The following is a 26,869-nucleotide window of genomic DNA, read 5'->3' as shown; positions in this document are numbered from 1 at the left end:
CTCTCACTGCATGTGCAATATCAGGGGGTCAGCGGGACAGCCAGTCGAAGGCCTCGGAGCTCGGACGGTCGCCCGGCTTGTACTCGAGGCCGACCCAGCCGTCGTAACCCGCCTTCGTCAGCTGGTCGAGGAGGTCCTCGAGGGGCAGCGAGCCCGTGCCGGGCGCTCCGCGTCCCGGGTTGTCCGCGATCTGGACGTGGCCGGTCTTCGCCGCGTACTCCTCGATCACCGTCGGCAGGTCCTCGCCGTTCATGGACAGGTGGTAGAGGTCCATGAGGAAGCGGGCGTTGCCCAGACCCGTCGCGTCGTTGACCTTGTCGACGATCCCGACGGCGGTCGGCGCCGAAACCAGCGGATACCGCGGCGACTCGGGCTTGTTCAGGGCCTCGATCAGCAGGATCGCGCCGATGCGGTCGGCGGCGCGGGCCGCGAGGGCCAGGTTCTCCAGCGCGAGGGCGTCCTGCTCGGCGGGGTCGACGCCCTCGACCCGGTTGCCGTAGAGCGCGTTGAGCGCCCTGCAGCCCAGGGAGGCGGCGAAGTCGGCGGCCACGTCGATGTTCGCGCGGAACCTCTCCGACTCCACGCCGGGCAGGGACAGGGCGCCGCGGTCCGGGCCCGGGAGCTGTCCGGCGTAGAAGTTCAGGCCGGTGAGCTGGACGCCCGTGTCCTCGATCGCCTTCTTCAGGGCGTCGAGCTCGGACTGCGCGGGGGTGGGGGAGTCGACCCAGGGCCACCACAGCTCGACCGCGGTGAAGCCCGCCGCGGCGGCCGCCGCCGGGCGCTCCAGGAGCGGGAGTTCCGTGAAGAGGATCGACAGGTTGACGTTGAAGCGCTGCTCTGTGAATCCCATGGGGTCGGCGCCCCTTCCCTGCTATTTCCGTATTGCGGAAGTTTATTTCTGCTTAATGGAAGCCTGCCCGGGATGGTCGAGGGCTGTCAAGAGCGACCAGCAAAAAAGGCGCCCCCGCGCAAAGGGCGCGGGGGCGCTGCGGAGACGGTGGCTCAGAGTGCGTCGACGGCGCTCACCTTCCATCCCTCGGACGTGCGGGTCATCGTCATCCGCACCCGGTTCAGGTCCACCCGGGAACCGGTCACCTGGGTGCTCCTGGTCACCTGGTTGACGAAGAGCAGGACCACCGCCTCGTCCGCCGAGGCCGACACCACGGAGGCCGCCGCGGCGCCGCCGGCCGGCTCCGCGACCGTTGCCTTCACCACCCCGTCGTACTTCTTCGCCGTCGGCCCGACCACCGTCCGCGTCGTCTTCCCGTACTCGTCGCGGAACTTGCCGGTGAGGTGGGCGCGCGCCGCGGTGAAGTCACGGTCCAGATGCCGGTGGTCGTACGAGAGCACGACGGGCGCCGCCTTCCGCGCGGCCGCGAGCGCCTGCGCGCGTGCCTGCTCGGCCTGCACGCCCTCCCGGTAGTGCACCCCGAGCACGGCGACGGCGACCAGTCCCGCCACCAGCAGCACGCACAGGATCGCGGTGAGCAGCCCTCTCCGGGAGCCGTGCACGGCCGCCGTCTCCTCCAGGGCGTCCGCGTCGAAGTCCTCCGGCGACGGCTCCGGCGGATCGTCCCAGCCGTCCGGGGGCTCGATGACGACGGTGCGTCCGGCGAGCGGCCTCAGCTCTGCGACGGCGGTCGCCGGGCCCCGCTCCGCACGTTCCGCGCGCTTGGCCGCCGCGCGGGCCGCGGCCGTCATCGTGTGCCGGGTCGGGGAACCGGAGCCGCGGCCTCGGGTGGTGGTTTTCGCCACGGTCTTACTCCTCCACTGGGTGATACGGCAGGGGGTCAGCCCACGAACTCGACGTCGGAGGTCAGCCAGCGGCCGCCCTCGTGGACGAGGTCGAGCTGCAGCCGGTAGGTGCGCGCCTCCCCCTTGGGCACGGCCGTGTTGGTCACCTTGCTGTCGGCGACCACGAGCACGCGGGCCGAGCGCTCGTCGGAGCGGACGATGCCCGCGTCGAGGACCTGGCCCTCGGACACGGACTTGTTCTGCGCGACGAGCTCGGTCAGCTCCTCGGTCTGCGCGGCGAACTCCTTCCTGAAATCGCCGGTGGCCCCCTTGAGCACGTTGGCGCTGTCCCGGTCGTAGCGCCGGTAGTCGAGCGAGGTGAAGTTCAGCGCCGACTGCCGGGCCGCCGCCAGAATGTCCTGCCGGCGCTGCTCCGCCGCGCGCTGCTCGTAGAGGCGGCTGCTCAGCCAGAGCGCCGACGCCGTGCACAGGACGGTCGCCACGACGAGCCCCACGGACAGGGCCCTGGAGCGTCCGGCCCGTGTGAGAAAACTCCGGGTCGCATGGAAAAACACGAGCCCGCTCATGCCATGGGTCCGACGAGCAGCCATTGCCACGACTCCTTTCCGAAGACGGTCTGCTGGCCGCCCGTCGAGCCGATCTCGACGGGCGTTCCGTCCGGGCCGGTGAGAGTTCCGGTCTCCGGGTCGTACGGCGTGACGTACGCCGCCTGGTCGGTGGCCCCGCCGCGGGACGACGCCCCGGGCGCGTTCTGCGCGCCGCGCACCGAGGTGGCGCTGCCACGCGGGGCCGTGCAGCGCGCGTCGGTGTTCGCCTCGCGCGTGCTGGTGTCCGCCGGGTCGCGCCGGGCCGTGCCGTACCCCTGGGTGCAGGGCGGCGGGTCGTCGGCGTTCACCACCAGGCCGAAGTGGGTGGTGCCGTCACCCGGAATGACGGTGTAGCTGCCCGCGACCACCACCGGGAAGGTGACCAGGGCCTGCTCCACGCCGGGCAGCCGCGCGAGCGTGACCTGCCCGCCGCTGATCAGGTTGGCCAGCAGGACCGACAGCCGCGGCTCGATCGACTTCAGCAGCGAGTTGAGCTCGACCGCCGCCGGTTCCGCGTTGCCGATGAGTTTGCGCAGGTCCCCGTCGCTCGACTTCAACTCCTCGGTGAGCAACGCCAGATCGCGCGAGAACGCCTTGATGGACGAGCCCTGGTCGGCCTGCGTCTTCAGCACCTTCCGGGAGTCCTCGATCAGCGAGATCGTCTCGGGAAGTGACTCGGACGCGGATTCGACGAGCGCGTTGCCGGAGTCGACCAGCCTGCTCAGGTGCGGTCCGGTGCCGGAGAAGGCCTTGCCCAGCTCGTCGACGGTGACCCGCAGATCGTCCTTGCCGACCGAGTTGACCAGCCGGTCGAGGCTGAGCACGAGGTCCGTCGTGGGCAGCGGCACGCGCGTGCGGCCGCGGGGGATCGTGCTGCCCTGAAGCAGATACGGCCCGCCGGAGGTACGCGGCTGGAGGTCGACGTACTGCTCGCCCACCGCCGAGCGGTTCGCCACCACGGCGAGGGTGTTCGCCGGGATGCGGGGCGCGCCGTCCTCGATGTCGAGCGAGACCGAGACCCCGCTGGCGCCGGTCAGCCGCAGCGCGCCGACCCGGCCCACCGGGACCCCGCGGTAGGTGACCTCGGCGCCGGTGAAGATGCCCCCGGAGTCGGCGAAGTCGGCCTGCACGGTGTAGCCGCGGCCGAGCATGCTGTCCACCAGGCCCGTGTACTCGGCGCCGACATAGGACACGCCGACGGCGGTGACCGTGGCGAAGGCGAGCAGTTGGGCCTTGACCGTACGTGTGATCACGGCTGTATCCCCTTCAGCATCAGCTCCGCGAGCGCGAGGTCGATCCCCGGCGGCAGGCCCCGGTGGGTGCCGTATCCGGCGGTGCACACCGGCGGGCACAGCAGGTCGCCGCCGGACGGTGCGGAGGGGGTGGCGGGCGCGTCGGGCAGACCGGGCGTGGGCGTGGGCACGCTCGGCAGGTCGGGGAGATCGGGGACGTCGGGAAGGTCCGGAGGATCCGGAAGATCCGGTGCGCTTGGGGCATCGCCCTTGTCATCCGGCTCCTCCGTCAGGTTGCCGTAGAGGCTCGCCAGATCGAGGTCCGCGGTGACGCTGAGGTTGACGTAGTCGCCCTTGATGGCGTCGACCGCGTTGCGCGGGAAGGGGTAAGTGGTGAGCAGCTCGAGGGAGTTGGGCAGGTCGTCGCCCGCCTTGTTGAGCTGTTGCAGGATCGGCCGCAGCTGCTTCAGGTTGGCGACCGTGTCGTCCCGGGATGCGTTGACCACCTTCGTGCCGGTCTTGCCCAGCTTCGACAGAGCGGTGAGCATCTTCGTCAGATCGCGCCGCTGATCCGCGAGCACCTTGAGCGCGGGCGGCATCGTCTCGACGGCCTTGGCGATCGTCTTCTTCTCCTTCCCGAGCCGCTTGGCGAGCCGGTCCACGGCCTTCAGCGCGCGGACGATGTCCCCCCGCTGGTCGTCCAGGCCGCCGAGGAACGTGTCCAGCTCCTTGAGCAGGGACCTGACCCGGTTCTCGCGGCCGTCCAGGGCCTTGTTCAGCTCCACGGTGATTGTCTTGAGCTGGGCCACTCCGCCGCCGTTGAGCAGCGCGGACAGGGCCGACAGCACCTCCTCGATCTCCGGGTTGCGGCCGCTGCGGCTGAGCGGGATGCGGTCGCCGTCGCGGAGCCGGCCCACGGGGGCGGTGCCGGGCGGGGCCGACAGCGCCACGTACTTCTCGCCGAGCACGCTGGTCTGCCTCAGCTCGGCGACCGCGTTGCCGGGAAGCGTCACCGAGTCGGCGACCCGCAGCCGTACGCGCGCATGCCAGCCCTCCAGCTCCACCTTCTCGACGGCGCCGACGGTCACGTTGTCGACCTTGACGGCCGACTGCGGCACCAGGTCGAGGACGTCACGGAACTCGACGGTGACGCGGTACGCGCGGCCGTCCGAGGCCGCGCCGCCGGGCAGCTCGATGTCGTACCAGCCGTTGAACTCACAGCCGGACAGCAGCAGCGAACCGACCGCCGCCCATGCGACCGCACCGCCCTTGCGCAGCCCGCTCATGCCTCGCCCTCCAGGATTCCGCCGAGGGTCCGGTCGACCGTGCCCGACACCGCGGGCTCGCTCGGCACCTCGGGCAGCGAGTCGAAAAGCTTCTGCAGCTCCGCGCAGTCGGGGTTCTCGCCGCCCTCGTCGCCGGTCGTCCGCAGTACGGAGCACAGCAGGGCGGCCGGATCCTGCGGGTGCTGCGGGTTGTTGCGGGTGTCGAGGGTGCCGGAGGAGGCGTTGTAGGCGTTCTGCAGGTTCGACAGACCCGTGGGGGCGACCTCCAACAGCTCCTCCAGCGCGGCGCGTTGGGTGACGAGCACCTTGGTCACCTTGCTGAGGCCCTTTACGTTCGAGGTCAGCGACTTCTTGTTCTTCTTCACGAACGCGGACACGTCGCCGAGCGCCGTGCCGAGGTTGCGCAGCGCCGCCGCGAGGTCCTTGCGTTCCCCGGCCAGCTGCTCCGCCACCTTGGCGAGGCTGGTGTTGAACGACCGCACGCTCTTGTCGTCGGCCGCCAGCGCCGCCGTGAACACCTGCAGGTTCTCCACGGTGCCGAACAGGTCCCCGCGCCCGTCGGACAGCGTGGTGACCGCCTCCGAGAGGTCCTTGACGGTCTGGTGGATGTTCCCGCCCTGGCCCTGAAGGTTGTCCGCGCTCACCCCGAGCAGCCGCGACAGGGAGCCGTCCTTGTTGGCGCCGTCGGGGCCGAGCGCCTCGGCCGTGGTGTGCAGGCTGTCGAAGATCCGGTCCAGCTCGACCGGCACGGCCGTGCGCGACTCGGGGATGACGGCGCCGTCCCGCAACACCGGACCGCTCCGGTACACGGGCAGCAGTTGCACGTAGCGGTCGCTGACCACCGAGGAGTTGATGATCGCGGCCTGCGCGTCGGCCGGCACCTTGCGCCCCTCGTCGTACTCCAGCTCCACCCGCACCCGGCCGCCCTCCGGCGTGATCTTCCGGACCTCGCCGATCCGGACCCCGAGGACGCGGACGTCCGAGCCGGGGTAGATGCCGACGGTGCGCGGGAAGTAGGCGGTGACCTGCACCTTCTCGGGGCGGGGCCACAGCACGAAGGCGAGCCCGGCGACCAGGGCCAGTACGAGAAGCAGCGCCAGACGTTTCCTCATCGCGAGCCTCCCGTGCGCGGCACCACCGGGGCGGCGACCAGGTTCTGGACGTAGGAGTCGAACCAGCGGCCGTTGCCGAGGGTGTTGGTGAAGACCCGGACGTAGGGGGCGAGCAGCTGGACGCTGCGGTCCAGGCTCGACTGGTTGCGTTCGAGCATCTCGACCACGCGGTTCAGGCCCTTGAGCGCGGGTCCGATCTCCTTGTCGTTGTCCTCGACCAGGCCGGAGAGCTCGACGCCGAGCGCGGCGGAGGACTTCAGCAGCTTGCTGATGGCCTTGCGCCGCTTGCTGATCTCTTTGAACAGCTTGTCGCCGTCGTCGACCAGGGCGGTGAAGTCCTCGGAGCGTTCGGCCAGTACGCCGGTGACCCCGTTGGCGTGGTCGAGGAGCTCGCGCAGCGCCTTGTCGCGCGAGGCGACCGTCCGGGAGATCTTCGACAGGCCCTTGATGGACGCCCGCACCTCGGCGGGCGAGTCCTGGAAGGTGGTGGAGATGGTGTCCAGGGCCGTCGCCAGCTGGTCGGTGTCGACCTCCTCGGTCGTGGTGGTCAGATCGCTGAACGCCTGCACCACGTCGTACGCCGGGACGGTCCGCGTCAGCGGGATCTCACTGCCGGGCGCCAGCTGACCCGGCCCCTTGGGGTGCAGCGCGAGGTACTTGGCGCCGAGGATGGTCTGCACCCGGATCGAGGCCCCGGTCGCGGTGCCGAAGTCCGGGTCGCCCTTGACCTTGAAGGTGACCTTGACATGGTCGCCGTCCAGGTCGACCTCCTCGACCTTGCCGACCTTGACCCCGGCGATCCGCACCTCGTCGCCGGGCTTGAGACCGCCCGCTTCAGCGAACGCCGCGCTGTACGTCTCGCCGGCGCCGATCACCGGAAGGGAGTCGGCGTTGAACGCGGCCACGGTCAACAGCGCGAGGGTGGTCAGACCGACGGCGCCGATGGTGACGGGGTTGCGCTCACGGAAGGGGGTGAGGCGCGGTCGCCCTCCGATCCGCGGGAGCCGGAGGCGCGGCAACCGCGGCGGATCGATGCGCACCTTGACCAGCGGCTCCGGGCGAGGCCTGCGTTTCCTGCGCAGCGGGATGGTCATCCTGCGCACCTCGCCCTCGCCACGTGCATCTCCGGAGTGAGCACCTGCTTCGTCTTCGGCAGCACGATCCGGCCGTCGAAGTCGCAGAGGTAGAAGTTGAACCACGAGCCGTAGGACGCCGTCCCGGTCAGCTCGTTGAGCTTGTTCGGCAGCCGCTTCAGGACGCCCTCCACGGTCTTCTCGTTCCTGTTCAGCGTTCCGGTGAGCTCGGTCAGCTCGGCGATGTCGTCCTTGAGCGGCGGGCGGGCGTCCGCGAGGAGTCCCGACGTCGCCTCCGTCAGGTCGCCGATGCTCACCAGCGACTTCCCGATGGGCTTGCGGTCGGCGGACAGCCCCGAGATCACCCGGCGCAGCTGCTTGAGCAGCCCGGAGAAGCGGGTGCCGCGCTTGTCGAGCGTCTCCAGCACGGTGTTGAGGTTGTCGATCACGGAGCCGATCAGCTGGTCGCGGCCGGCGAGTGTGGTGGTGAGCGACGCCGTGTGCGCGAGCAGGCTGTTGACCGTGCCGCCCTCGCCCTGGAGGGTCTTGATGATCTCGGTGGCGAGCTGGTTGACGTCCTGGGGGCTGAGCGCGGCGAACAGTGGCTTGAAGCCGTTCAGCAGCGCGTTCAGGTCCAGCGCGGGCTGCGTCCGCGACAGCGGGATCGTGGCGCCGGGCCGCAGCCGGGTGCCGTCGCCCGCACCTTCGGTCAGGGCGACGTACCGCTGCCCGACGAGGTTCCGGTAGCGGATGACCGCGCCGGTGCCGGTCAGCAGCGGGCGTTTCTGGGTCACCGTGAAGGTGACCTCCGCCCGGGTCCGGTCCTTGATCCGGATGCCCTCGACCTCACCGACGCGCACCCCGGCCACCCGGATGTCGTCGCCCTCCTCCAGGCCGGTGACGTCGCTGAACACCGCGCGGTACGTGTGCTGGGGCGTGAAGGAGAGGTTGCCGATGGTGGCGGCGAGCAGGGCCGTCGCCAGGATCGTCACCAGCGCGAAGAGGCTGAACTTGATCAGCGGTCCGGCGGTCCGGCGCGCCTTCGTCGTGCCGCTGCTCATGCGACGCTCACCGCCGTCCCGCGCGCCATCGGCCCGAACAGCAGCGTCGCGACCGGCGGCACCTCGTCGGCAGGCACGCCGAGCACGGGTGCCACGAGCGAGCCGACGGCGCGCTGCTCGGCCCGGGTACCGGACACCTCGGACGAACTCGCCGCGGCCGTACCGTCATTGAGGTGGGGCTTGGGTCCGGGCACCGGAGGGTGGGGCATGTCGCGGCAGTCCGGCCCCGACCGCTCGCCGTAGTGGGGCTCCTCACCGGGTTCGTACGCCGGTTGCTGCCGCACCACTTCGAGCGTGATGCGCATCTTCCCGCCCCGGAACGCCTCCTCGGAGGCCTCCTCCTGCCGTACCAGGCCGTCCAGGAGGCAGGGGTACTCGGGTGAGTAGCGGGCGAACAGCTCCAGCGTGGGCCGGGAGACCCGGCCCAGGGTGATCAGCCGGTCGCCGTTCGCGGCGAGGAAGCCGTCCGCCGTGCGGGCGGTGGTCGTGGTCGAGGTGAGCGCTGCGGCCAACTGTTCCTTCTTCTCCACCAGAGTGCGGCTGGTCGTGACCGTGTTGCGGAGGATCTTCATCAGGTCGGGCGCCGCGTCGCCGTACACCTCGGCGACGTCCGCGAACCGCGCGATGTCCTCCTTCAGGGACGGCAGATGCGGGTTGAGCTTGCGCAGATAGGCCTCCACGCGCGTGAGGTTGTCGCCGATCCGGTCGCCGCGCCCTTCGAGCGCCGTGGCGAACGCGGAGAGGGTGGCGTTGAGTTCGCCCGGCTTCACGGTCCGCAGCAGCGGCAGCAGGTCGTTCATCAGCTGCTGGAGCTCGATGCCGACGCGGGTGCGGTCCTGGGTGATGACGTCCCCGGCGCGGATCGACCGGGCGGACGAGCCGGCGGGGACGACCAGGTCGACGTACTTCTCGCCGAACAGCGTCTTGGGCAGCAGCCGTGCGTGCACATCGGCGGGGATGTACGAGACGTGCTCCGGCTTGAGCGCGATGTCGAGCGTCGCCTTCGTCCCGTCCGCGCGCACCTCGCGCACCTCGCCGACCAGCAGCCCGCGCAGCTTGACGTCGGCACGCCGGTCGAGCTGGTTGCCCAGGCTGTCCGCCTCCAGCGTGATCCGCACGACCGGCGTGAACGCCTGCCGATAGACGGCGACGGACAGGGACAACAGCAGGGCCAGCACGGCGATGAACACCAGCCCGTACACCCGCAGTCTCACCACTCGCACCCGGCTCACCCCGCTATCCGTACGGTCGTGTTGGCGCCCCAGATCGCGAGGCTCAGGAAGAAGTCCAGGACGTTGATCGCCACGATCGAGGTCCGCACGGCCCGTCCGACCGCGACGCCGACGCCCGCCGGGCCGCCGCTCGCGTAGTAGCCGTAGAAGCAGTGCACAAGGATGATCACGACGGCGAAGACGAGCACCTTGCCGAAGGACCAGAGCACGTCGACCGGGGGCAGGTACTGCTGGAAGTAGTGGTCGTAGGTGCCCGTCGACTGCCCGTAGTAGCCGGTGGTGATGGTGCGGGCGGCGAGGTACGAGGACAGCAGCCCGACCACGTACAGCGGGATCACGGCGACGAACCCGGCGATCATCCGCGTGGTCACCAGGAACGGCAGCGACGGCACGCCCATGACCTCCAGGGCGTCGGTCTCCTCGCTGATCCGCATCGCGCCGAGCTGCGCGGTGAACCCGGCGCCGACCGTCGCGGACAGCGCGAGCCCGGCCACCAGCGGGGCGATCTCACGGGTGTTGAAGTACGCCGACAGGAACGCCACGAAGTTGGAGGTGCCGAGCTGGTTGAGCGCGGCGTACCCCTGCAGGCCCACCTCGGTGCCGGTGAAGAACGACAGGAAGGCGATGACGCCGACCGTGCCGCCCACCACGGCGAGCGCGCCCCGGCCGAAGCTGACCTCGGCGAGCAGCCGCAGGATCTCCTTCTTGTAGCGGCGCAGGGTCCGGCCCGTCCACGCCAGCGAGCGGCCGTAGAAGGAGAGTTGAGCGCCCAGGTCCTCGAGGGACTTCAGGGGGCGGTCGAGAAGTCTCATCGGCTAGCCCCTCTGCGGAACGACCTGGAAATACACCGCGGTCATCACGAAGTTCGTCACGAACAGCAACATGAAGGTGATCACCACCGACTGGTTCACCGCGTCGCCCACGCCTTTCGGGCCCCCCTTCGCGGTGAGTCCCTTGTACGAGGCGACGATCGCCGCGATCGCGCCGAAGACGAGTGCCTTGATCTCGGCCGCCCACAGGTCGGAGAGCTGGGCGAGGGTGGTGAAGGAGGCCAGATACGCGCCCGGTGTGCCGTCCTGCAGGACGACGTTGAAGAAGTAGCCGCCCGCCACCCCGACCACCGACACCAGGCCGTTGAGGAGCACCGCCACCACCATCGAGGCCAGCACGCGCGGCACGACCAGCCGGTGGATGGGGTCGATGCCCAGCACCTGCATCGCGTCGATCTCCTCGCGGATCTTCCGCGCCCCCAGGTCCGCGCAGATCGCCGTCCCGCCGGCGCCCGCGATCAGCAGCGCCGTGACGATCGGCGAGGCCTCACGCAGCACCGCGAGGACGGAGGCCGCACCCGAGAACGACTGCGCGCCCAACTGCCGGGTCAGGCTGCCGATCTGCAGGGCGATGACCGCACCGAAGGGGATGGAGACCAGGGCGGTCGGCAGGATGGTGACGCTGGCGATGAACCAGGCCTGCTGGATGAACTCCCGCACCTGGAACGGCCGTCGAGGCAGGGTCCGGACGACGTCCAGAGCCATCGCGAAGAGGCTGCCGGAGTGGCGCAGCGCGCCGACGGGGTTGAGGCTCATGCGCGTGCCACCTCCTCCTCCCGCTTCGCGATGGCCTGCCAGCGGGGTGGCCGGGAGATGCCGGGGCTGGGCAGCAGCCGGGGAGTGAGGTGCTCGGGATCGGTGGTCTCGCCGATCTGGGCCAGTTCCTGCTCGACCTGGGCGGCGTCCTTCTCCTCCGCCATACCGATCGGTCCCTGCATCCGGCCGTTCAGGAACTGCCGTACGACCGGTTCGTCGCTGGTCAGCAGTTGGTCGCGGGGCCCGAACATCACCAGCTCGCGGCGGAACAGCAGCCCGATGTTGTCCGGGACCTGGCGGGCCGAGGCGATGTCGTGGGTGACGATCAGGAAGGTCGCGTCGATCTGGGCGTTGAGGTCGACGATCAGCTGGTTGAGATACGCGACGCGCACCGGGTCGAGCCCCGAGTCCGGCTCGTCGAACAGGATGATCTCCGGGTCGAGGACCAGCGCCCGCGCCAGCCCGGCGCGTTTGCGCATACCGCCGGAGATCTCCCCGGGCAGCTTCTCCTCGGCCCCGATCAGACCGACCATGTCCATCTTCTCGAGCACGATCCGCCGGATCTCGCTCTCCGGCTTGCGGGTGTGCTCGCGCAGCGGGAAGGCGATGTTGTCGTACAGGTTCATCGAGCCGAACAGCGCGCCGTCCTGGAACAGCACGCCGAACAGCTTCCGCACCTCGTACAGCTCGTGTTCACGGAGCTTGGTGATGTCCCGACCGGCCACCCGGACCGAGCCGCGGTCCGGCTTGAGCAGTCCGACGAGCGTCTTGAGGAACACCGACTTGCCCGTGCCCGACGGGCCGAGCATGACCGAGACCTCCCCGGCGGGCAGGGTCAGCGAGACGTCCTGCCAGATGACCTGGTGACCGAAGGACTTGGTCAGCCCTTCCACACAGATCTCGACACCCATCCGGTTCACCCTTCGTCCGTGCAGTCACCCGTGGAGCAGCTCCGACATCTGCTCTACGGGGAGGGGCGGGGCGTCCGTCGCGGCGAAGGCGAATTTTTTTTGCGGATGGGTTTGAGAAGGGTTACGGCAGCGGGTCCACGGGTGCTTCGAGCGTGGCTGAAGCAGTGGGGTGGTCCGGCACCTCTGGAAGATCCGGCACGTCCGGGGCCGCCGAGACGCGGGGCAGCTCGGGTACGTCGGGCACTGCGGGCACCTCAGGCACCGCGGGCACCTCAGGCACCGCGGGCACCTCGGGAGTCGGCAGCTCCGGCCCCGAGGAGAGGGGGACCTCCGGCAGGGACGGCACGGACAGCGGCAGCAGCGGCCGGTCGCCCGGGGTCCGCGTCGCCTCCGGGGCGCCGGTCCTCGAGGCGGTCGGCAGCTCGCGCGCGTCCGGGGATGTCCCCCCGCCCTCGCTGTCCGCCCGCTGCCACGCCTCCGGGACCGGAGAGACGGAGGGCCGCGGCGCCGTGCCCTGCCCGTCCCAGTCGTGGGCGTACGGCAGGACGAACCCCGCCACCGCCAGCGTCGCCGCCGTCCCGGCCACTGCCGCGGCCTGCGCGTGCGATGCCCCGCGCGGCCTGCCCCGGCCCCACAGGAACAGGGCGAGACCGAGCGTGCCTGCCAGCGAGTTGCGCAGTGTCCGGCGGGCGCGGGCCAGCAGCGACTCGACCGTCCGGTAGCTCAGGCCCATCCGTACGGCGACCTGGCCGACGTCCAGGTCCTCGGACTTCAGCCGGAGCGCCTCCGCCTGGCGGGCGGGCAGCTCACCGCTGCGGACGGCGAGCCACTTGGCCTCGGCCCGGTCGCACACCGCCTCCTCGACCGGCACCGGACCGGGCGCGATCAGCGTCGGGCTGGTACGCACCTCGGCCTCGCGGTTGACCTGCCGGTACCGGTCCACGCACAGCCGGATCGTCACCGTCGTCAGCCAGGCGGCCAGCCGTTCGTCGTCCAGGTCGGGGCGTTCGGCCGCGCGCAGCATCGCCTCGTGCACGGCGTCCTCGGCGTCCTCCAGGGACATCGACCTGCGGCGGGCCACCTTGAGCAGATGCTCGCGGTGGCTCCACATGCGTTCCCACCGGTCGTGGGCCGCCTGTATCTCCGCGGGCATGTCCGTCGTCGCCATCAGGGCCCCTTCGCGCTCACCCGCCGGTCATGTGCGCCCGGCGGGGGGCGACATTACCGCCCGGTAGTCGCGGTTGTGGAGGGGGCTGCGACCCTTGGGTTCTCATCGTTGCCGGGGAGCGGAGCCGTGCTGGGCAGCATGTCCTCGGCGGGCGGGGCGACTTCGGGGTCGGGGAGCGGTACCAAGGGGGCCGCCGATTCTTCGGCGGACGGGCTGCTGTGCGTCGGCCGTGGCTCGGAGGGGCTCGGGGACGGGGACGGCGTACCGGAACCCTCGCCCGCCGGGCGGGCTGGCGGCGTCGGTGACGCCTCGCGCCGCACCGGCGGGGAGGACTCGGGCTCCGGGCTCGCACCGCCCGCCGCCACGGCGTCCGGCACCACCCGATGCCCTTCCAGGAAGTACGCGAACCAGGCCCGCACCGTCCGCAGATAGGCCCTGGAGTGGTTGTAGCCGAGGATCGCCGCGTCCAGGTCGCCCGGCACGGACAGGTCGCGCCCGCCGGCGCACAGGTAGCGCCCGGCGGCGAGCGCCGCGTCGAAGATGTTGTGCGGGTCGGCCCGGCCGTCGCCGTTGCCGTCCGCGCCCCAGACCGCCCAGGTCGACGGGATGAACTGCATCGGGCCGACCGCGCGGTCGTACACCACGTCCCCGTCGTACGCCCCGCCGTCGCTGTCCCGGATCAGGGCGAAGCTGACGCCGTCCAGCCGGGGGCCGCGGATCGGCGTCAGGGTCGTACCGTCCGCGTCCACCCTCCCGCCGCCCGCCTGCCCCGACTCCACCTGTCCGATGGCGGCCAGCAGCTGCCACCGCAGCCGGCAGCCGGGCGCGGAGTGCGCGAGCCGTGTCTCGGCCCGCCGGTAGGCGGCGAACACGCTCGCCGGGAGCGCGCCACCCACCTGTGCTGTCTCGGCTGTCTCGGCCTTCCGCACCCGCAGTGGAGGGAGCTCCATGCGGAACGGCGTGTCCCCGGACACGCTGGGCCCGCGCCCGGCGGCGGGTTCCGCGGGCGCCGCCGCCCGCGCCGATGTCGTCCCAGGCGCCTGCGACGCGGTCAGCGCCGCCATCGCCGCCGCCGCGAGTGCCGTACCCCTGATGCCTCTGACCCTGTGCCCTGCCACGTCGCGGTCCCCTCCCTGTGGTTTCTCCTCGTCTGCTCTACGGGGCAGTGAGGGCGGTCCGTCGCAGAGATCCCGTGCCGGTGAGGACTGCCCGAAAATCCGTGCAGGGCGTTAGGTTGAGCGCGTGCGACTGAGAGTGGAATTCACGACCGAGCCGTTCGACCTCGACGAGGCACCCGCGCACGCGCTGGTGGCGCGTGAGGTCGTGGAGACGGCGGAGCTGGACGCGGTGGACGTCGGTCCGTTCGGCAACACCGCGGAGGGCGGGGCCGACGCCGTGCTCACCGCGGTGGACGCGCTGCTGCGCAAGACTCTCGAGGCCGGCGCCACCCGGGTCTCGCTCCAGGTCAACGTGATCGCGGAGGGCGAGAAGTGAGCGAGGACGAGCCCTTCATCACGGCCGTGAAACCGCTGGTCGACGCCATGGGCGGCGAGATGCTCCCGCCGGACGAGGCCGGCCCCGACGACGTCGTGCTCTCCTGGGAGGGTTCCGATGTCGTCGCCGTACGCCTCCCGCAGCTCGCCGACTCCCTCGATCACATCCTCGCCGCCATGGAACGCAAGAAGGGCAAGCCGCTGGCCGAGCTGGACCGCAAGTCCAAGCAGGAGGTCGTACGGATACTGGAGGCGCGGGGCGCCTTCTCCGTGCGGCACGGCGTGGAGACCGTGGCGAGTGCGCTCGGCGTGAGCCGCTTCACGGTCTACAACTACCTGAACCGCGAGAAGAACGTCTGAGGCGGCCTGCTCAGGTTCCGTTACCGCGAATTTTCAACAAAGTGTTGACGTCTCGTCGTCGCAGGGCGTTAGCTATCGGCACGCCCGTTCAGCACGAAGGCCCTTCGCGGCCACGGAGGCTCCCGTGACGTCGAATTCCACGCCCCCGGGCCTGGCCCGGTTCAACGCCCTGGAGGAGCACGCGGCCTACGCCGCTCTCCACGAGGCGTGCGCCTCCACCACATGGGCCAAGCGGCTGCTCGCCGCCCGCCCCTACGCCACCTCCGACGACCTCTACGCCGCCAGTGACGCCGCGATGGCCGAGCTGACCGCCGTAGACCTGGAGGAGGCGATGGCCGGGCATCCGCCGATCGGCCGCCCCAAGCCGGGCGACCCGACCTCGGCCCGGGAGCAGCGCGGCATGGCCGGCGCCTCCGCGGAGCTCAAGGCGGAGATGCTCGAACTCAACCTGGCCTACCAGGACAAGTTCGGCCATGTCTTCCTGATCTGCGCGACCGGCCGGACCGGCGAGCAGATGCGGGACGCGGTCAAGGAGCGGATCGGGAACTCGCCGGAGCGGGAGCGGGAGATCGTCCGCACCGAGCTGGGGAAGATCAACCGCATCCGACTGGCCAACCTCGTAGAGGAAGATCAGACATGAGCACGAGCACCACCGCCTCCGTGTCCACCCACATCCTGGACACCAGCATCGGCCGCCCCGCCGAGGGCGTCGCCGTCCGCCTCTCCGCCCGCGCCGGGCAGCGCGCCCATTACGGGCAAGGAGGGGACTGGCAGGCGCTCGGCGGCTCCGCGACCGACGCGGACGGCCGGTGCAAGGACCTGCCGGCGCTGCCGGAAGGGACGACCCATGTACGGCTCGACTTCGTCGTCGAACCGTACTTCGAGAAGTTCGCGAAGAAGCAAGCCGATGCGCAGCAGGACGCCCCCGCGAATCGGGACAGCGGTGCCGTGTTCTTTCCGGAGGTGGCCATCACCTTCGCCGTGAAGGCCGGCGAGCACTACCACGTACCGCTGCTGCTCAACCCGTTCGGCTACTCCGTATACCGAGGGAGCTAGCAGACACCATGACCGACATTTCCCGCCCTGCCCGCCCTGCGATTCTGGGACAGAACCAGTACGGCAAGGCCGAGAACCGAGTCGTCAAGATCACGCGGGACGGCGCCACCCACCACATCAAGGACCTGAACGTGTCCGTGTCGCTCTCCGGCGACATGGACGAGGTCCACTACTCCGGCTCCAACGCCAACGTCCTGCCGACCGACACCACCAAGAACACGGTGTACGCGTTCGCCAAGGAGCACGGCATCGAGTCCGCCGAGCAGTTCGGCATCCACCTGGCCCGGCACTTCGTGACCTCGCAGGAGCCGATCAGGACGGCCCGTATCCGCATCGAGGAGTACGCCTGGGAGCGGATCGACAACTCCGGGAAGGGCGAGCACTCGTTCGTCCGCAAGGGCCAGGAGACCCGGCTCGCCCAGATCACGTTCGACGGCTCGTCGTGGGAGGTCATCTCCGGTCTCAAGGACCTGACCGTCATGAACTCGACCGACTCCGAGTTCTGGGGCTACGTCAAGGACAAGTACACGACCCTTCCCGAGGCGTACGACCGCATCCTGGCCACCTCCGTCACCGGCCGCTGGCGCTTCAACTGGTCGGCCGACGAGCAGGAGATGCCCGACTGGGACACGTCCTACGAAGAGACCAGGACGCACCTGCTCCAGGCCTTCGCCGAGACGTATTCGCTGTCGCTCCAGCAGACCCTGTACCAAATGGGCACGCGCATCATCGACAACCGCAGCGAGATCGACGAGGTCCGCTTCTCGCTCCCGAACAAACACCACTTCCTCGTCGACCTGGAGCCGTTCGGGCTGAAGAACGACAACGAGGTGTACTTCGCCGCCGACCGCCCGTACGGCCTGATCGAGGCCACCGTCCTGCGGGACGGCTGCGAGGCGAGGATCCCGGTGGACCTCACCAACCTCTGATCAACCCCGTATTTCGGCACCCGCGGCCGGGGAACACGGTTTTCAGAAGGCCCCCCGGCCGCGGCACTCAAAACTCCCAGGGTCCTGCCGTGCCCTTTCCACATCAGCGCAAAGGACGAACCATGGCAGCAGACCGGCGCATCGTCATCGAGAACTGCGCGATCGCGACCGTCGACGCGAACGACACCGAGTACGCGAACGGTTACGTCGTCGTCGCCGGCAACCGCATCGAGTCGGTCGGCGCGGGCAGGGCCCCCGAGGGCCTGGAGAACGTCGACCGCCGTATCGACGCCTCCGGTCACCTCGTGACCCCCGGCCTGGTCAACACCCACCACCACTTCTACCAGTGGATCACCCGGGGCCTGGCCACGGACCACAACCTCTTCAACTGGCTCGTCGCCCTCTACCCGACCTGGGCACGCATCGACGAGCAGATGGTGTACGCGGCGGCCCAGGGCTCGCTCGCGATGATGGCCCGCGGCGGCGTCACCACCGCCATGGACCACCACTACGTCTACCCGCACGACTCCGGCGACCTGTCCGGCGCGATCATCCGTGCCGCCCGCGAGACGGACGTCCGCTTCACCCTCGCCCGCGGTTCCATGGACCGCAGCGAGAAGGACGGCGGCCTGCCGCCGGACTTCGCCGTCGAGACCCTCGAAGGCGCGCTGGCCGCGACCGAGGAGACCGTCAACAAGCACCACGACGCCTCCTTCGGCGCGATGACCCAGGTCGCCGTCGCGCCCTGCTCACCGTTCTCCGTCTCCACCGAACTCCTCCGGGAGGGCGCCGAGCTGGCCCGCCGCCTCGGCGTACGGCTGCACACGCACGGTTCGGAGACGGTCGAGGAGGAGAAGTTCTGCCACGAGCTGTTCGGCATGGGCCCGACCGACTACTTCGAGTCCACCGGCTGGCTCGGCGAGGACGTGTGGATGGCGCACTGCGTCCACATGAACGACTCCGACATCGCCGCCTTCGCCCGCACGAAGACGGGTGTCGCCCACTGTCCGTCGTCCAACGCGCGCCTCGCGGCCGGCATCGCGCGCGTCCCCGACATGCTGGCGGCCGGTGTCCCGGTGGGCCTCGGCGTCGACGGTACGGCGTCCAACGAGTCCGGGGAGCTGCACACCGAGCTGCGCAACGCGCTGCTCATCAACCGCCTCGGCGCGCATCGCGAGGCCGCCCTGAACGCCCGGCAGGCGCTGCGGCTCGGGACATACGGCGGCGCCCAAGTCCTGGGCCGTGCCGCGGAGATCGGCTCGCTGGAGCCGGGCAAGCTGGCCGACCTGGTGCTGTGGAAGCTGGACACCCTGGCCCACGCCTCGATCGCCGACCCGGTGACGGCGCTGGTCTTCGGGGCGGCGGCTCCGGTCACGGCCTCTTTCGTCAACGGCCGTCAGATCGTCGAGGACAACCGCCTGTTGCACGTCGACGAGGACGCGATCGCGCGCTCGACGCGGGCGGAAGCGCAGCGCCTGGCGCAGATCTCGGCGCAGGCCTGATCGCCGTACTGAATCTCCTTACTGCATACGGCACTTGATCTCCGGCCGGGAGGGACGGCTCCCGGCCGGCAGCCGTGGACCCGAGCGGGGTCCATGGCGGCCGTCTCCGGGGCGCGCGTCGGACGCGTGCGCCCCGGTACGGTCACCGTTCCCCTCCCTGAGAACGGGTCCGTCCTGGTCCCGCACGACCACACGCATCACCTCCATGAAACCCACGTCAACGCCGACGTGTCAGCCGCTCGGAGGAGCCGCCGTGTCCGATCAGCCAGTCGACGCGACCCACCCCGTCGACGAGAAACTCCCCGCCCTGAAAATGGCGACCACCGGCCTGCAGCACGTGGCAGCCATGTACGCGGGCGTCGTCGCCCCACCCCTGATCGTCGGCGCGGCCATAGGCCTGACCGCCACCGACCTGACCTTCCTCACCGGTGCGTGCCTGTTCACCGCGGGCCTGGCCACCTTCCTCCAAACCCTGGGCATCTGGAACATCGGCGCCCGGCTGCCGTTCGTCAACGGCGTCACCTTCGCGGGCGTCGCCCCGATGACCGCGATCGTCGCGCCCACCGAGGACAAGTCGGATGCGTTGCCGATCATCTTCGGCGCGGTGATCGTGGCGGGTCTCCTCGGTTTCCTGGCCGCCCCCTTCTTCAGCAAGGCGGTGCGCTTCTTCCCACCGGTGGTGACCGGCACGGTCATCACGCTGATCGGCATCTCGTTGCTCCCGGTCGCCTTCGGCTGGGCGCAGGGCCCCAACCCGGCGGCGGACGACTACGGTTCGGCGACGAACCTGGGCCTGGCGGCCGGGACCCTGCTGATCGTGCTGCTCCTGCGCCGCTTCACCCGGGGCTTCGTCAAGCAGATCGCCGTGCTGCTCGGCCTGGTCGCCGGCACGTTGGTCGCGATCCCGTTCGGCGTCACGGACTTCGGCCCGGTGGCGGACGCGGACGTCATCGGCTTCCCGACCCCGTTCCACTTCGGCGCACCGCAGTTCCAGCTCGCCGCGATCATCTCGCTGTGCGTGGTGATGGTGGTGTCGATGACCGAATCGACCGCCGACATGTTGGCGTTGGGTGAGATCGTCGACCGCCCGGCCGACGAGAAGACCATCGCGGCCGGCCTGCGCGCCGACACCCTCGGCTCGGCGATCAGCCCCCTCTTCAACGGCTTCATGTGCAGCGCCTTCGCCCAGAACATCGGCCTGGTGGCGATGACGAAGATCCGCAGCCGGTACGTCGTCGCCACGGGCGGCGCCTTCCTGGTCCTGATGGGCCTGTGCCCGATGGCCGCGTCGCTCATCGCGGTCGTACCGCGCCCGGTGCTCGGCGGCGCGGGCGTGGTCCTGTTCGGCTCGGTCGCGGCCAGCGGCATCCAGACCCTGGTCCGGGCCGGCCTGGACAAGGACAACAACGTCCTGATCGTGGCAGTCTCCCTGGCCGTCGGCATCATCCCGATCACGGCCCCGGAGTTCTACCACGCCTTCCCGGAGACCGCGAGGATCGTCCTGGACTCGGGCATCTCGACGGGATGCGTGGCCGCGGTGGCGCTCAACCTCGTCTTCAACCACCTCGGCAAGGGCCGGGACGCGCAGGACGTGACCCATCCGATGGAGGCGGGGGAGGAGATCACCGGGGCGGCGACGACCCGGGCCCCGGCCACTTCATGAGGTTGGCGAACAGCTCGGCCTGCTCGACGGCGTCGTCCAGCGCATGGTGGGTGTGGCGACGCCTCGACAGCAGCTCGCGCGGCATCGTGCCCTTGGCCACCGCCCGCAGGGGCAGGCCCGCCTTCGTGCCCGCCGATCCCGAGGGGTGGACGGCCGCCGGGCTTTGATGCCGCGCGGTACAAGAAGCACAACACCGTCGAGCGGGCGGTCGGATACCTCTACCTCGGCACAGTGACCGCCGCCGCGCTCCTCGTCTGGCTCCGGCCGTGAGCGAAGATGTCGAGGCTACGCCCGGGTGCCGGTGTGCAAGACGGCGAACACCCCCCGGGCGCGGGAGCCATCCGGCAGCTGCCAGGAGCCGCTGACGTGGCCGGTCGCTCCCTGTGGAGGAGCAAACGGGCCGTCCGGGGCGGGCTGCAGGACCCGGTGCAAGCGGAGGGTCGTGCCATGCGGCGTAGCCAGTCCGGTGCCTTCCTGATCGTCGGTGACGGTGACGGTGACGGTGGCGTCCGTGGAGGTGGAGCCTTCACCGGTGCAGGAGGCGATGACCTCCCGGTCGGGGACATCGCTGATGTTCTGGTCCTGGGCCTGCACCCGCCCCTCGATCAGGGCCAGCAACTGGGCGACCAGCACGGGGTCGTAGCAGCAGTCGTAGGCCCAGCGCTGCCCCAGCACACCGTGCTCCATGGTGCCGAGGAGGGCGTGCTCCGCCCCGTCGAGCGGGGCGCCGCGATAGGTGAGCGCACCAGGTAGGTGATCAGGTGAGGGCCGGAGGCGTCGGTGACCACGATGAACTCGATGCCGACCTCGCCTTGCGGGTCGTCCAGCCGGAAGCCGCCGGCCTTCGCCAACTTCGGTTCGCCCGCGCCACCGCGGTACCACGGGCGGGAGGGCAGCCAGGAGGTGAGCAGTTCCAGCTTGGTCGGCTTGAGGACGGTGTGGTGGATGACGACCATGCCAGAGGATCTCTTCCCTTGAGCAGATGCGATGCACGAAATTGTGACAGCCGCCGACAACGGAAGGGCGCACAACCCTCGGCGTATTGAGCCCAGTTACTGACCTTCACGGCGTAGCGTGATCATGGGCGAGCCGGAGGGCTCGGTTCCGCTGTTCATCAGGCGATTCCGTGGCATTTTCAAACCAGACGGACTTCCGGGTGTGAAAGCGACCGAGACGGATGGCCGAGCCTCCGCCCCGGAGAAGGTCATTCGCCGCCTACGGGATGAAAGCCCTCAGAGCAGGGCAGGGACGAGCGTCGCGTATAGGGCCTGACCTGCATAAACGCCTCGTCGTCGGCGTGATGTGCAGCGGTGCGACGGGGCACGTCGGGGTCGCCGTCGAGGTCAAGGACGCCGTCGGGAACCCGTTCGTGGTGGCCGCCTCCACCACGGATGTCTCTGCGAACGGCAGCGCGCAGCAGGTCGTTCAGGTGCCGGTCGCGGTGAGCAAGGTGTGCGTGACGGTGACGCACTGCGTGCCGTGACCGTGCGGTTGTCGGGCCCGCGTCCCCTGCGGTGTTGGCGCGGGCCCGCCCGCGTGCTGAGGCGGCCCTTGACCGGGGGCGCGGCGCGTGAACGGAAATCGGCTGACGGGTGGGATGCGAGGGGTCCGCCCGCAGCGGCAGCACTCCTGGGTCAGCCCGGGCAGCAGTTCGGGGCTAGAGAACACCGCGCGCTTCCACGCCGGCGGCCCAGTTTCTGGTCGGTCTCCCGCGCCAGCAGCGGCTTGGCCTCATCTCCCGCCGCGCTGGCGCGGGCAACCGCTTGACCGCCGCCGACATCCGCTTGCCCCAGAAGCGGCACCCAGGGCAGACGCCCCCTTCAAGAACACATCGGCGGATCGAGGTCCTAACCTCGCCGCTCCCGTTACCTCTGCCGAACCCCACGGCGTCCGGCGCTGGGGGCGTGGGTTAGATTTCGGCACGCATCGCGCGAGTCCGGCCGCGGAGAGGGGCAGGTATTTGTCGACACATGAGTCCGCGGGCTCCGAGTGGCAGCGGCTGTGGAGCCACCGGGAGGCGCTGCTGAAGGTGGCGCGACGCCGGTCCGTGAGCATCGAGGACGCCGAGGACGCGGTCCAGGAAGCGATGGCCCGCGCCGTGGAGAACCCGGAAGTCGATCGTGAGCGGCTGGGTGCCTGGCTGACCTCGGTGACCGTACGGCTCTGCGTCGACCGGCACCGGCAGCTGAACCGGGACGCGGCGCTGGGCCTGCGTGCACGCTCCGTCCTGACCGGCCCTCACATCGAGTCCCCCGAGGACACCGTGTGCGACAGGGCCGAAGCGCAGTGGCTCGCCCTCCAGAGCACGGCACTCCCCCGGCGCCAGGCGGAGGCGCTGCACCTGAAGGCACAGGACCTCGACGTGACACAAGTCGCCCAGCGGATGGGGCTGACGTACAAGGCGACCGAATCCCTGCTGGGGCGGGCACGGCAGACCCTGCGCGCAGCGCTGGCGACGACGCTGGCCCTCGTCATGGGCCTGTGGCGGGGCCGTCCGCGGGTGGACGGAGGATCGTCGGCCGCGGCGCCCGCGACGGCACTGGCGTCCGCGGGCGTCGCCGTGGCGATCGCGGGCTTCGTGCTGGTGGCGCCCGCGGAGGTTGAGGGTCCTCCGGTTCCCCGGCCGTCCCTGTCCGGCCCTGCCGACACGGCGGCCTCGCTTCTCCTGGACGAGGCGGGCTCGGCGAAGGCCGGCGAAGGGGCCAATGCCGCCGACCCTGCCGGACCCGGCATGCCGGAGGAGGTGCGGTCGGCGGGCGCGACGGGCGGTGCCGTACCGGCCGAGGCCGCTCCCGGGCAGGGTACGGACGGCGGGCCTGCCGGGGCGCCGTCCGGTCCGCAGCCGGCTGCCGGCCTCCCGGCCCTGCCCGAGGCTCCGGCGCCGGACCTGCTCGTGGTCCCGGAGGCTCCGGCGGCGGGCCTGCCGCCGCTGCCAGGGGCACCCGACCTGTCGGCGGACCCGGTCCTCCCCGCCCTGCCGGTCGTACCGGTGCCATCCGAGGAGCCCGTCCCCCTGCTGCTGTCCTGATCCGGCCGCCCCGCAGGCTCGGAAGGATCTCCGAGAAGATTTCCGACTTCTCCGGGGTCGAGTAGGAACCGCGCAGAGAGTGCAGTTTGGTGTCACATGATTTGACACCCCGGCTGAGCTGACTGTTCTCTGTGCCGCGTGGATGAGGTGAGTGACCCGCGGGTGGGGTTCCTGCGCTCGGATGTGGAGCGGTTCTGCCAGCAGTTGGACGGGCTGGCCCCGGCGCTGCGGATGCGGCTGCTGGGGGAGCTGCGCAGCGCGCTGGTGGGCGCGCTGGACGAGGCCCGGGTGGAGGCGATGGCGGCTGCCGCGGATGAGGGGTGGGGGCTGCGGCGGATCGGGACGTTCTGCGGCGTATCCCACGAGCAGGTACGGCGACTGCTGGCCGAGCGGCAGGCCGGGGGCGGCCGGCCGGTCAGCTGACGACGGTCTCCCGCGTGGTGCGCAGGGGGCGGAGCTTGCCGGCGGCGAGTTCGGGTGAGAGGCGGAAGTGGTAGCGGCCGATCATGCGGATGTGGTCGTGTCCGAGCGGGGAGAGGCGGGCGAGGTCGGCGTCGGACACGTGGTGGCCCTCGGCGCGGAGCTGGTTGACGGCCTCCTGGATATACACCGAATTCCACAGAATGCAGGTATTTAGGACGAGTCCCAGGACTGATAGCTGATCTTCCTGACCTTCTTTGTACTTCTGTCTGAGTTCGCCCTTCTGGCCGTAGAAGATGCGGCGGGCGAGTTCGTGGCGAGATTCCTGCCGGTTGAGCTGGTTGTTGATCTTCCGGCGGAAGAGTTCGCTGTGGTAGTAGCGGGCGAGGAAGGCGGAGCGGTCCAGGCGGCCGATCTGCATGACCGCGCGGCCGAGCGGGCTGGGGCGGCCCTGGCCGGCGAGGACGGGCAGGATCTGGGAGGCGCGGACGGTGCCCTCGCGTAGGGAGCCGGCGAGGCGGAGCAGATCGTCCCAGTGATCGGTGATGGTGCGCAGCCGGATACGGCCGCCGGTGAGCGGGTTGAGGGGGCCGTAGTCGGCGGTGGGATCGGCGCGGTAGAGCAGGGTGTGTCCGGCGTCCGCGAGTCGTGGAGAGAACTGGTAGCCCAGGAGCCGGAACAAGCCGAAGATCATTTCGGAGGCGCCTGCGGTGTCCGTGGCGATCTCAGTGGGGTTCAGCGAGGTGGGCTGGTCGAGGATGCCGTCGAGCAAGTAGAGGCTGTCGCGGCGGGTGCCGGGGATGACGATGTGGTTAAAGCCGCTGTACTGGTCGGATAGGTAGTTGTAGAGCGTGATGCCGCGGGCGGCGAAGTACTTCGGGTTCGGCCCGGAGTTGAGGACCCGCAGAGGGGTGGCGAAGCGCAGGCCATCGGCGGAGGCGAGTTCACCGCCGCCCCAGTGCCCGACGATGGGCAGGGTCGCCTGGTAGTCGACCAGGACCGCGTTGGCCAGGCGGAGGGTCTCGGCGCGCAGGTAGTTCTGCTCGACCCAGAACAGCTGGTCGCGGGAGCGGCCCGGCTCGTCCTCAGAGACCATCGCCTGGATTCCGATGTTGCACGCCTCGGCCACAAGAACCGCTGCCAGCGAGACGATCAGATGCTCGGCGCGGCTGCCGGCCTCGGAGACGTGGTGGAAGTGGTTCAGGAACCCGGTCCAGGCGTGGACTTCGAGGAGGAGCTCGGGAAGGTCGACTGTGGGGATGCGGGCGTCGACCGCCTCGCGTAGGTCTTTGAGGCTGGCCGGTTCGGTGAGCTTGTCCAGGCCGGTGAGCACGAGGTGGTCGCGCATCTTGCCGTTCTCGGTGCGCTGCTCGATGCGGACGTGCGGGTTGTCGGCGAGCCCGGCGGCCAGGCGCCGGTAGTCGCCGTCGAGTTCGCGGCACCACTGGTTCAGGTCGACTCCGGGCTTCTCGGACAGGCCAAGGCTGCGGCACACCCGGGTGCGGGCGTTTTCCCAGGCCACGTCTTGCAGTAGGGCTTTGCGGGGGTCGCCCCACTTGTCCAGGCCGGGCACGAACACGTCGTGGCGGCGCAGAGCGCCGCGCAGGGCCTCGGCGGTGCCGACGATCCAGGCGTGCTTGTCGACGCCGCCGGCGTGCTCGCCCTCGGTGGGGAATACCCGGGTCTGCCAGGTGGGTCCGAGGTGCTCGACGGGGACGGAGGGAAACAGTTCGCTCTGGCGGCTCTTGGCCAGGGTCCGCTCCAGCTTCGGCAGGAACTTCAGCGCCTCCATGAGCGGGCCGGCCTCTTCGACGCTCTCCAGGCCGAGGTGCTTCGCCAGCCGCCGCAGGGGCTGGTTGATGGTGCGGTAGCGGGCGGTCAGCTCGGCGGCGATGGTCTCCGCTTCGGGCCGGGCGAGTTCGCCGACGGTGCGCGCGGCCTGGTGCATGGCGGTGATGTCGAGCAGGTCGAAGCCGCTGCGGACGTCGCTGTCGGGGTCGGCGGCCGAGTGGCTGAGGGTGATCCATGCCTCGCGCAGCATCAACGCGGCGGCGTCCAGGTCGCCCAGGGTGCGCATCCGCTGCTTGGCGGCGTGGTTCGCCGAGGCGCGGGCCAGGTCGGACATCAGTATGTCGAAGACCTCGATCGCCTCGTCCGCGGCCCGGTTCCGCGTCGCGGCGGCGAACGCCACCAGGGTGGCCATCCGCCGCGGTTCGGCGAGGTCGGCGACCGCCTTCGCGCGCACAGAGCTGGCATAGCGCGACAGCGCCGTGAGTCGTCCGGCGGGGATGCCGGAGAGATCCCAGCCGGACGCGCCGAGCTTGTTGAGCTCGATGAACCGGTCGATGGCCTTGCCCGCGCCGGGGCCGGTGATGTCGCGCGGAGAACGCCGCAGCCGGTCCAGTTTGGAGGTGCGGCGGCTGTCCTCGACGGGCAGCAGCGCGGTCAGGGCGGCGCGCTGGGCGGCGTCGGGTTGGGCGGCCAGGGTGCGCCAGGTCTTGCGGTTGGTGTGCTCGCGGATGGAGCTGACCAGGCGTTCGAGGACGGTGGCGCCGGGCAGCAGCACCTTCTTCTCGACCATGTGCAGGGTGGCGAGGTCGAACAGGGCGATGGGGCGTTCGTTGCCCGACCAGCACCGGTCCCATAACCAGCGGACCAGCTTCCACCAGGCGTCGCCCTTCAGGTCGGTGTAGCCGTAGGCGTCCTTGATGGCCTGTCGGTGGTCGAAGCGGGTACGCTCGGAGCCGTACCCGGCCAGCACCGAGGCCGGGTGGCCGAGCTGGTCGGCGACGTACGCGACGACCTCGGCGGGCGCGTCCTCGGGGTTGTCCAGGAAGGCGCCCAGGAACCGTACGGTGCCGAGCTGGACGCCGTACCCGAGCTGCGACCTCGCACCCCGGCAGGCCATCGCCCGCCGCCTCGCGTCGCGGTCCAGCAGGAAATACCCGGCCAGCTGCCCGTCGTCCGGCACCGTGGTGAACGTGCCGTAATTGCGGCGTTGTTCATCCGTCAGGAACGCCACCAGCCCCGCCCCTCCTCATCGCTTCCCCCATGCTGTGACGGCGCTCACCTTAAGTCACTTGATCATCAGGGACGCAACCGGGGGTACCGCAGCACCCTCCAGGTGCCCGGAGCCGGACTGTAGAGCAGCGAATCGACCCCGGTGCTTTTCGGCGTCCTGAAGCGCGCCGACGCCCTCGCCGACCGCATGTTCCACGCGGCGATCGACCTGCGGGACGAGGCAACCGTGGCCCTGCTGCTGGCAGGTGAGACCGAGCAGGACCGCCAGGCGGTTGCCCGGTATGCCGGCACTCTCACCCGGGCCCGCCGCAGTCGGCCCGGGTTGAGGGTCGCAGCGGTGCACGACGACCTCGCCCGCCGACTCCTGCTGCGGGTGTTCTGATCATTTGTGCAG

General features: G+C 70.4%; 27 protein-coding genes and 1 pseudogene. 11 read left to right on the top strand and 17 right to left on the bottom strand.

The features are described 5' to 3' along the window. Nucleotides 1-28: 28 nt before the first annotated feature. The 14 genes from ACKTSN_RS09675 to ACKTSN_RS09610 form a co-directional block, all read right to left on the bottom strand. A complete protein-coding gene (locus ACKTSN_RS09675) occupies nucleotides 29-850 on the bottom strand; it encodes a TIM barrel protein (protein WP_409468707.1) in 822 nt (273 codons plus the stop codon). Nucleotides 851-1,002: 152 nt separating this feature from the next. Continuing rightward, nucleotides 1,003-1,755, bottom strand: coding sequence for a hypothetical protein (locus ACKTSN_RS09670; RefSeq protein WP_409468706.1), 753 nt, complete (start codon nucleotides 1,753-1,755; stop codon nucleotides 1,003-1,005). A 35-nt stretch (nucleotides 1,756-1,790) separates the two neighbouring features. Next, nucleotides 1,791-2,249, bottom strand: coding sequence for a hypothetical protein (locus ACKTSN_RS09665; protein WP_409468705.1), 459 nt, complete (start codon nucleotides 2,247-2,249; stop codon nucleotides 1,791-1,793). A gap of 68 nt (nucleotides 2,250-2,317) precedes the next feature. Continuing rightward, complete coding sequence (locus ACKTSN_RS09660; protein WP_409468704.1) at nucleotides 2,318-3,595, bottom strand: MCE family protein; 1,278 nt, start codon at nucleotides 3,593-3,595, stop codon at nucleotides 2,318-2,320. Beyond that, complete coding sequence (locus ACKTSN_RS09655; protein ID WP_409468703.1) at nucleotides 3,592-4,860, bottom strand: MCE family protein; 1,269 nt, start codon at nucleotides 4,858-4,860, stop codon at nucleotides 3,592-3,594. The genes ACKTSN_RS09660 and ACKTSN_RS09655 overlap by 4 nt, the downstream gene beginning before the upstream one ends. After that, a complete protein-coding gene (locus tag ACKTSN_RS09650) occupies nucleotides 4,857-5,972 on the bottom strand; it encodes an MCE family protein (protein WP_409468702.1) in 1,116 nt (371 codons plus the stop codon). Before ACKTSN_RS09650 ends, ACKTSN_RS09655 begins: the two co-directional genes overlap by 4 nt. Then, entirely contained in the window at nucleotides 5,969-7,066 is a 1,098-nt protein-coding gene (locus ACKTSN_RS09645) for an MCE family protein (protein ID WP_409468701.1), read from the bottom strand. The genes ACKTSN_RS09650 and ACKTSN_RS09645 overlap by 4 nt, the downstream gene beginning before the upstream one ends. Further along, nucleotides 7,063-8,106, bottom strand: a complete 1,044-nt coding sequence (locus tag ACKTSN_RS09640) for an MCE family protein (protein ID WP_409468700.1) — start codon at nucleotides 8,104-8,106, stop codon at nucleotides 7,063-7,065. The genes ACKTSN_RS09645 and ACKTSN_RS09640 overlap by 4 nt, the downstream gene beginning before the upstream one ends. After that, nucleotides 8,103-9,329 (bottom strand): MCE family protein, encoded by a 1,227-nt coding sequence (locus ACKTSN_RS09635; RefSeq protein ID WP_409474786.1) that lies wholly within the window; start codon nucleotides 9,327-9,329, stop codon nucleotides 8,103-8,105. The genes ACKTSN_RS09640 and ACKTSN_RS09635 overlap by 4 nt, the downstream gene beginning before the upstream one ends. 5 nt (nucleotides 9,330-9,334) lie before the next feature. Continuing rightward, nucleotides 9,335-10,150, bottom strand: coding sequence for an MlaE family ABC transporter permease (locus tag ACKTSN_RS09630; protein WP_409468699.1), 816 nt, complete (start codon nucleotides 10,148-10,150; stop codon nucleotides 9,335-9,337). A 3-nt stretch (nucleotides 10,151-10,153) separates the two neighbouring features. Then, the gene (locus tag ACKTSN_RS09625; RefSeq protein WP_409468698.1) at nucleotides 10,154-10,924 is read right to left on the bottom strand and encodes an MlaE family ABC transporter permease; all 771 of its coding nucleotides are present in this window, start codon (nucleotides 10,922-10,924) and stop codon (nucleotides 10,154-10,156) included. Beyond that, a complete protein-coding gene (locus ACKTSN_RS09620) occupies nucleotides 10,921-11,835 on the bottom strand; it encodes an ABC transporter ATP-binding protein (RefSeq protein WP_409468697.1) in 915 nt (304 codons plus the stop codon). The genes ACKTSN_RS09625 and ACKTSN_RS09620 overlap by 4 nt, the downstream gene beginning before the upstream one ends. Nucleotides 11,836-11,956: 121 nt before the next feature. After that, the gene (locus tag ACKTSN_RS09615) at nucleotides 11,957-13,003 is read right to left on the bottom strand and encodes a sigma-70 family RNA polymerase sigma factor (RefSeq protein ID WP_409468696.1); all 1,047 of its coding nucleotides are present in this window, start codon (nucleotides 13,001-13,003) and stop codon (nucleotides 11,957-11,959) included. Between the two features lie 53 nt (nucleotides 13,004-13,056). Next, the gene (locus tag ACKTSN_RS09610) at nucleotides 13,057-14,121 is read right to left on the bottom strand and encodes a lytic transglycosylase domain-containing protein (protein ID WP_409468695.1); all 1,065 of its coding nucleotides are present in this window, start codon (nucleotides 14,119-14,121) and stop codon (nucleotides 13,057-13,059) included. Nucleotides 14,122-14,245: 124 nt separating this feature from the next. On the opposite strand from ACKTSN_RS09610, the gene ACKTSN_RS09605 reads away from it, so the two are divergent. The 7 genes from ACKTSN_RS09605 to ACKTSN_RS09575 all read left to right on the top strand — a co-directional run bounded on the left by ACKTSN_RS09605 (nucleotide 14,246) and on the right by ACKTSN_RS09575 (nucleotide 20,006). Beyond that, nucleotides 14,246-14,497, top strand: a complete 252-nt coding sequence (locus ACKTSN_RS09605; protein WP_409468694.1) for a hypothetical protein — start codon at nucleotides 14,246-14,248, stop codon at nucleotides 14,495-14,497. Between the two features lie 47 nt (nucleotides 14,498-14,544). Beyond that, entirely contained in the window at nucleotides 14,545-14,856 is a 312-nt protein-coding gene (locus ACKTSN_RS09600; protein WP_409474785.1) for a helix-turn-helix domain-containing protein, read from the top strand. Between the two features lie 124 nt (nucleotides 14,857-14,980). Then, nucleotides 14,981-15,496, top strand: coding sequence for a 2-oxo-4-hydroxy-4-carboxy-5-ureidoimidazoline decarboxylase (gene uraD / locus ACKTSN_RS09595; RefSeq protein ID WP_409468693.1), 516 nt, complete (start codon nucleotides 14,981-14,983; stop codon nucleotides 15,494-15,496). Next, nucleotides 15,493-15,912 (top strand): hydroxyisourate hydrolase, encoded by a 420-nt coding sequence (uraH, locus tag ACKTSN_RS09590; protein WP_409468692.1) that lies wholly within the window; start codon nucleotides 15,493-15,495, stop codon nucleotides 15,910-15,912. Before uraD ends, uraH begins: the two co-directional genes overlap by 4 nt. Nucleotides 15,913-15,920: 8 nt before the next feature. Further along, a complete protein-coding gene (pucL, locus tag ACKTSN_RS09585) occupies nucleotides 15,921-16,841 on the top strand; it encodes a factor-independent urate hydroxylase (RefSeq protein ID WP_409468691.1) in 921 nt (306 codons plus the stop codon). Between the two features lie 122 nt (nucleotides 16,842-16,963). Further along, entirely contained in the window at nucleotides 16,964-18,343 is a 1,380-nt protein-coding gene (locus ACKTSN_RS09580; protein WP_409468690.1) for an 8-oxoguanine deaminase, read from the top strand. 205 nt (nucleotides 18,344-18,548) lie between these two features. After that, entirely contained in the window at nucleotides 18,549-20,006 is a 1,458-nt protein-coding gene (locus ACKTSN_RS09575; protein ID WP_409468689.1) for a nucleobase:cation symporter-2 family protein, read from the top strand. Here ACKTSN_RS09575 and ACKTSN_RS09570 read toward each other — a convergent pair. Beyond that, nucleotides 19,966-20,106, bottom strand: a complete 141-nt coding sequence (locus tag ACKTSN_RS09570; RefSeq protein ID WP_409468688.1) for a hypothetical protein — start codon at nucleotides 20,104-20,106, stop codon at nucleotides 19,966-19,968. The genes ACKTSN_RS09575 and ACKTSN_RS09570 overlap by 41 nt on opposite strands. 185 nt (nucleotides 20,107-20,291) lie before the next feature. After that, nucleotides 20,292-20,962, bottom strand: a pseudogene (locus ACKTSN_RS09565) (maltokinase N-terminal cap-like domain-containing protein). 344 nt (nucleotides 20,963-21,306) lie between these two features. Between ACKTSN_RS09565 and ACKTSN_RS09560 the strand changes: the two are divergent. The 3 genes from ACKTSN_RS09560 (at nucleotide 21,307) to ACKTSN_RS09550 (ending at nucleotide 23,457) form a co-directional block, all read left to right on the top strand. Then, nucleotides 21,307-21,489 carry a hypothetical protein gene (locus ACKTSN_RS09560; RefSeq protein WP_409468687.1) on the top strand — a complete coding sequence of 61 codons (183 nt, stop codon included), beginning with the start codon at nucleotides 21,307-21,309 and terminating at the stop codon, nucleotides 21,487-21,489. 477 nt (nucleotides 21,490-21,966) lie between these two features. Beyond that, a complete protein-coding gene (locus ACKTSN_RS09555; RefSeq protein WP_409468686.1) occupies nucleotides 21,967-23,034 on the top strand; it encodes a sigma-70 family RNA polymerase sigma factor in 1,068 nt (355 codons plus the stop codon). Between the two features lie 138 nt (nucleotides 23,035-23,172). Further along, entirely contained in the window at nucleotides 23,173-23,457 is a 285-nt protein-coding gene (locus tag ACKTSN_RS09550; RefSeq protein WP_409468685.1) for a hypothetical protein, read from the top strand. Here the strand turns inward: ACKTSN_RS09550 and ACKTSN_RS09545 are convergent. Beyond that, entirely contained in the window at nucleotides 23,450-26,476 is a 3,027-nt protein-coding gene (locus ACKTSN_RS09545; RefSeq protein ID WP_409468684.1) for a Tn3 family transposase, read from the bottom strand. The genes ACKTSN_RS09550 and ACKTSN_RS09545 overlap by 8 nt on opposite strands. Before the next feature lie 141 nt (nucleotides 26,477-26,617). On the opposite strand from ACKTSN_RS09545, the gene ACKTSN_RS09540 reads away from it, so the two are divergent. Further along, nucleotides 26,618-26,857: a hypothetical protein gene (locus ACKTSN_RS09540; RefSeq protein ID WP_409468683.1), complete on the top strand. Its 240-nt coding sequence runs from the start codon at nucleotides 26,618-26,620 to the stop codon at nucleotides 26,855-26,857. The last annotated feature ends 12 nt before the right edge of the window (nucleotides 26,858-26,869 follow it).

It is taken from the genome of Streptomyces flavusporus (assembly GCF_046267975.1).
Classification (GTDB): domain Bacteria; phylum Actinomycetota; class Actinomycetes; order Streptomycetales; family Streptomycetaceae; genus Streptomyces; species Streptomyces flavusporus.
Note: the sequence above shows the minus strand (reverse complement) of the source record. Positions and strands in the feature narration are given on the sequence as shown.

What these genes read in the sequence shown, in the direction of transcription:
- ACKTSN_RS09675 (WP_409468707.1), bottom strand. Translation starts at nt 850, where the DNA reads ATGGGATTCACAGAGCAGCGCTTCAACGTCAACCTGTCGATCCTCTTC.
- ACKTSN_RS09655 (WP_409468703.1), bottom strand. Translation starts at nt 4,860, where the DNA reads ATGAGCGGGCTGCGCAAGGGCGGTGCGGTCGCATGGGCGGCGGTCGGT.
- ACKTSN_RS09650 (WP_409468702.1), bottom strand. Translation starts at nt 5,972, where the DNA reads ATGAGGAAACGTCTGGCGCTGCTTCTCGTACTGGCCCTGGTCGCCGGG.
- ACKTSN_RS09645 (WP_409468701.1), bottom strand. Translation starts at nt 7,066, where the DNA reads ATGACCATCCCGCTGCGCAGGAAACGCAGGCCTCGCCCGGAGCCGCTG.
- ACKTSN_RS09640 (WP_409468700.1), bottom strand. Translation starts at nt 8,106, where the DNA reads ATGAGCAGCGGCACGACGAAGGCGCGCCGGACCGCCGGACCGCTGATC.
- ACKTSN_RS09630 (WP_409468699.1), bottom strand. Translation starts at nt 10,150, where the DNA reads ATGAGACTTCTCGACCGCCCCCTGAAGTCCCTCGAGGACCTGGGCGCT.
- ACKTSN_RS09625 (WP_409468698.1), bottom strand. Translation starts at nt 10,924, where the DNA reads ATGAGCCTCAACCCCGTCGGCGCGCTGCGCCACTCCGGCAGCCTCTTC.
- ACKTSN_RS09620 (WP_409468697.1), bottom strand. Translation starts at nt 11,835, where the DNA reads ATGGGTGTCGAGATCTGTGTGGAAGGGCTGACCAAGTCCTTCGGTCAC.
- ACKTSN_RS09615 (WP_409468696.1), bottom strand. Translation starts at nt 13,003, where the DNA reads ATGGCGACGACGGACATGCCCGCGGAGATACAGGCGGCCCACGACCGG.
- ACKTSN_RS09600 (WP_409474785.1), top strand. Translation starts at nt 14,545, where the DNA reads ATGGGCGGCGAGATGCTCCCGCCGGACGAGGCCGGCCCCGACGACGTC.
- uraH (WP_409468692.1), top strand. Translation starts at nt 15,493, where the DNA reads ATGAGCACGAGCACCACCGCCTCCGTGTCCACCCACATCCTGGACACC.
- pucL (WP_409468691.1), top strand. Translation starts at nt 15,921, where the DNA reads ATGACCGACATTTCCCGCCCTGCCCGCCCTGCGATTCTGGGACAGAAC.
- ACKTSN_RS09580 (WP_409468690.1), top strand. Translation starts at nt 16,964, where the DNA reads ATGGCAGCAGACCGGCGCATCGTCATCGAGAACTGCGCGATCGCGACC.
- ACKTSN_RS09575 (WP_409468689.1), top strand. Translation starts at nt 18,549, where the DNA reads ATGAAACCCACGTCAACGCCGACGTGTCAGCCGCTCGGAGGAGCCGCC.
- ACKTSN_RS09560 (WP_409468687.1), top strand. Translation starts at nt 21,307, where the DNA reads ATGTGCAGCGGTGCGACGGGGCACGTCGGGGTCGCCGTCGAGGTCAAG.